The following is a 3,673-nucleotide window of genomic DNA, read 5'->3' as shown; positions in this document are numbered from 1 at the left end:
GGATACATTGACTGCCAAGATATCCTTTGGCTGGACTTTGGAAAGCTACGAGCGGTTTAACGACTCCATCATTTTGCAGGCCCTAGTTCGGTCTCTGTGGATCTCCGGGGCTGCAACGTTTATTTGCCTGTTGATGGCATATCCGCTGGCGTATTTTCTCGCTTTTCGAGCAGGCCGGCTCAAGCCGTACCTTGTTACGCTGGTAATAATCCCCTTCCTCACCTCATTCGTTATTCGAACTTATGCTTGGGTTGGCATTCTCGATACTAACGGGATTCTAAATGATGCCTTACTCTCACTTGGCGTGCTGGATCGGCCTTTAGACCTACTTTTCAGCCCTTCTGCTATTATCATAGGCATCGTTTACAACTATCTCCCGCTAATGGTTCTGACCCTCTTCGTAGTTCTGGATCGTATACATCCTCATGTGCTCGAAGCAGCGCGTGACCTAGGCGCGAGCAGCATATCCACTTTCCGCAGGGTCGTTTACCCTCAGGGCTTACCGGGGATGATCGCGGGAATCATCGTAGTGGGAGCGCCCGCCACCGGTGAGTACGTCATTCCTACCATTCTCGGGGGCGGCAAAACTCTTATGTACGGTAACGTTATCGCCAACCAGTTCGGTCGCAGCTTCGAATGGCCCTACGGCGCAGCGCTCTCGGTCATCCTGGTAGGCCTACTCTTAGCCGCGATTGGACTCTGCATTAGGGTCGCCGGGCGCATCGAGCTTGAGAGGATGCCGTTGTGACCCGTGCGCTGCGACAGGTACCACTCTACAGCTTCGTGATCCTAGTCTACATGTTCCTGTTCGTTCCCATTGTTCTTGTCATTGCGAACTCCGTTAACGGCGACGCCAACATGGCAGAGTGGGGAGGGTTGACAACTCGCTGGTTCAAGCAAATGTTTGAGGACGACGTGGTCCTCGAGGCGATCCGCAATAGCCTCCTCATCGCGACAGCCACTACAGCGATCTCGACCGCAACCGGAACACTAGCCGCGATAGGGCTCCGGCGTGCGGGTTGGACCGTCCGCGCAGTCACCAACGCCTCGACTTACTCGCGGCTGCTTATGCCAGAACTCGTTCTCGTAGTTGGCTTGCTTGTGACGTTCCAGGCAGTGAACTGGCCACGCGGGTTTGGCACCGTCGTCGTTGGACACGCCAGCCTCTACACTGCTTATGTGATCATGATCGTGAGCGCTCGGTTGGCACGCCGCGACCCGTATATCGAGGAGGCTGCCCGTGACTTGGGCGCAACCGCCGCGCGTGCCCTCATTCGTGTGACTCTTCCGGAGGCAATGCCCGCGATTCTGACCGCTAGCCTGCTGGTGTTCGCCTTTTCCATGGACAACGTCATTACGTCTCTCTTCCTTTCCTCTGACCTTAACACGCTACCGCTCGTGCTCTTCTCATTGATGCGCACAAAAATCACCCCTGAGGTGAACGCGATTGCGACATTCATGATTGCGCTTTCGACGCTGGTCATCCTGCTTGGCCTGTCTGCCTACTATTGGCTGCGCTCCGCGCGGAGGCGCCGGAGTATGGGTCGCGATCAGGGGATCAGGTCATGAGTACAGTGAGCGCGCGCATAAACGCCGGGGCCGTCGTCCAAGCTCCTGCTGTTTCCAGGCAGCCCTTCCTCGAACTCCGCGGCCTGTCTAAGTCGTTTGGCTCTGCGCACGCGATCGACGCAGTCGACCTGTCGCTCGCGCAGGGGGAGTTCTTCTCAATACTGGGTCCCAGCGGGTGCGGAAAGACAACGACGCTGCGCCTCATCGCAGGCTTCGAACGACCGCGGAGCGGGCGGATCCTCCTTGAGGGGCGCGACATCACCGACCAACCACCCGAAAAGCGACCGATCAATACCGTCTTCCAGAGCTACGCGCTTTTCGCGCATCTCGACGTTGCAGAGAACGTTGCCTTCGGACTGCGAGAGGACGGGGTGCCCAAGAAAGAGCGGCTTGAACGGGTAAACGAGGCCCTCTCGCTGGTACGGCTGGAGGAACTTGCATCGCGACGCCCGAACGAGCTCTCGGGCGGTCAGCAACAGCGCGTTGCGCTAGCGCGCGCCGTAGTGAAGCGTCCGCGCATCCTGCTGCTCGACGAGCCGCTCGGCGCACTCGATCTGCAACTCCGCAAGACAATGCAGATAGAGCTTAAGGCGCTCCAGGAGCGGCTCGGTATGACATTTGTCTACGTAACCCACGATCAAGAGGAAGCCTTGACCATGTCCGATAGGATCGCGGTGATGCGAGGTGGACGTGTATGCCAACTGGGATCCCCGGAGGACATCTACGACCGCCCAACAACTCGCTACGTAGCCGACTTTATCGGCGCGTCAAACTGCCTCCCAGTAACTGTTGCGCATGGAACACGCGAATACTCCACCGCGAACGGCATTCGAGGCCCACTACCGGATATTCCTTACCTCCCTCAGGGTGAACGAGCATATCTCGTCATCCGACCTGAATGTTGCCATCTTGAGCCCGCCGCGGGTACGGGTCTGCTGGGGAGGGTGACCGAGGTACTATTCAAGGGGATGTATCGCTCTTACCACGTGCGCATTGAGGACGGGACGACCTTCACAGTTGCGGACCCCCACCGGCCCAGCGAGTCTCGACCATGGACCGTAGGCGATCAGGTGAGAGTGAGTTGGCCCGTCAATGAGTCTTGGTTGGCCACTGATTAGTCGTGATCGCTGAGGGTGCTGTCGACGCAGGCAAGGCCATAGACGCGAGTGGAGCTCGTGTTAACGCACTGCGCAGCGCTGCTTAGGTCGTTCAAATCTAGAAGCTGATCTCAGCCGGCGCACGTTCAGAGGCGCACGTACCGCCGCCAGGGTGATCATCGTTCACACAGTCGCCTTTGCCCTTGCCCCTTCGCCTCCCAAGGCAATCAGGCTGCCGTCGAGCAAGTCTCGGCGGCAGCCGCCCCGGGGAATCTCCAGCGCGACGAGACGTTTCGCACACCAACCTGGATGGACTATCTTCGCCTTAATCATCGCCTCATCGCCTGTGACATCAGTGGACAAGGTGCGTGTTTCGGTAATTCCCGGACACCCTTTTCGCTAAATCCCGGACAGTGATGGAGTGCACCCCCAGACTGAGACAAGGAAAATCGCGGACAGTTTCCCCGCAGGAGAGGAAACTGGGGCATGGCCGGACGGCAAAGATTTATTGATGAGGACCAAAAGCGGGAGCTGCTCCAGCGCATGGAGGCGGGCGAAAATGTCAGCAAGTTGGCAGATGAGGTCGGCATCAGTCGTCAACGACTTTACGAGTGGCGTGATCACCTGAGGCTTTATGGCGATCTGAAGTCACGCCGGCGCGGCCGGCCGGCCAGATCGACAGCAGGACTAGACGGGGCCGCGCAGCTGCAGAATTCAGTCGATCTGCCGACGCCTCAGGAAAAGGCACTGACCAAGGACAGGCGCCGGATCAGGGAATTGGAGCAGAAAGTCGGGCAACAGCAGCTCGATCTCGATTTTTTTCGCGAAGCCTTGCGGCACTTCGAGGAAGATCAGCGTCGGAGCAGCGCTCCTGGCGAAACGGGATCTTCAAATTCATCGAAAAGATGACGACCGGCCTGCGGATTCCGACATGAAGTCGGCCGCCATTCCGATCAAAGACCGGCCACCATTCCGATTTGAAGCCGGCCACCGTTCCGATCAAAGAC

Annotated in this window: 4 protein-coding genes; all 4 read left to right on the top strand. The window is 58.1% G+C overall.

What is annotated here, in order from left to right:
* Nucleotides 1-748 (top strand): ABC transporter permease (locus tag EOA60_RS23470; protein ID WP_164899486.1); only part of this gene is annotated, 748 nt, incomplete at its 5' end.
* The gene (locus EOA60_RS23465) at nt 745-1,569 is read left to right on the top strand and encodes an ABC transporter permease (RefSeq protein WP_127335272.1); all 825 of its coding nucleotides are present in this window, start codon (nt 745-747) and stop codon (nt 1,567-1,569) included. The genes EOA60_RS23470 and EOA60_RS23465, both read left to right, overlap by 4 nt.
* The gene (locus tag EOA60_RS23460; protein ID WP_127335273.1) at nt 1,566-2,687 is read left to right on the top strand and encodes an ABC transporter ATP-binding protein; all 1,122 of its coding nucleotides are present in this window, start codon (nt 1,566-1,568) and stop codon (nt 2,685-2,687) included. Before EOA60_RS23465 ends, EOA60_RS23460 begins: the two co-directional genes overlap by 4 nt.
* Nucleotides 2,688-3,152: 465 nt before the next feature.
* Complete coding sequence (locus EOA60_RS23455) at nt 3,153-3,575, top strand: helix-turn-helix domain-containing protein (RefSeq protein ID WP_127335274.1); 423 nt, start codon at nt 3,153-3,155, stop codon at nt 3,573-3,575.
* Nucleotides 3,576-3,673: the final 98 nt, after the last annotated feature.

The sequence above is a fragment of the Mesorhizobium sp. M1A.F.Ca.IN.020.06.1.1 genome, assembly GCF_004023265.1.
Lineage (GTDB): Bacteria > Pseudomonadota > Alphaproteobacteria > Rhizobiales > Rhizobiaceae > Mesorhizobium.
The sequence above is the reverse complement of the archived record's forward strand: the minus strand, read 5'-3'. Positions and strand labels throughout refer to the sequence as shown.

Bases quoted from the DNA above. Each gene is read 5' to 3' on its own strand.
- EOA60_RS23455 (WP_127335274.1), top strand. From the start codon at position 3,153: ATGGCCGGACGGCAAAGATTTATTGATGAGGACCAAAAGCGGGAGCTG.
- EOA60_RS23460 (WP_127335273.1), top strand. From the start codon at position 1,566: ATGAGTACAGTGAGCGCGCGCATAAACGCCGGGGCCGTCGTCCAAGCT.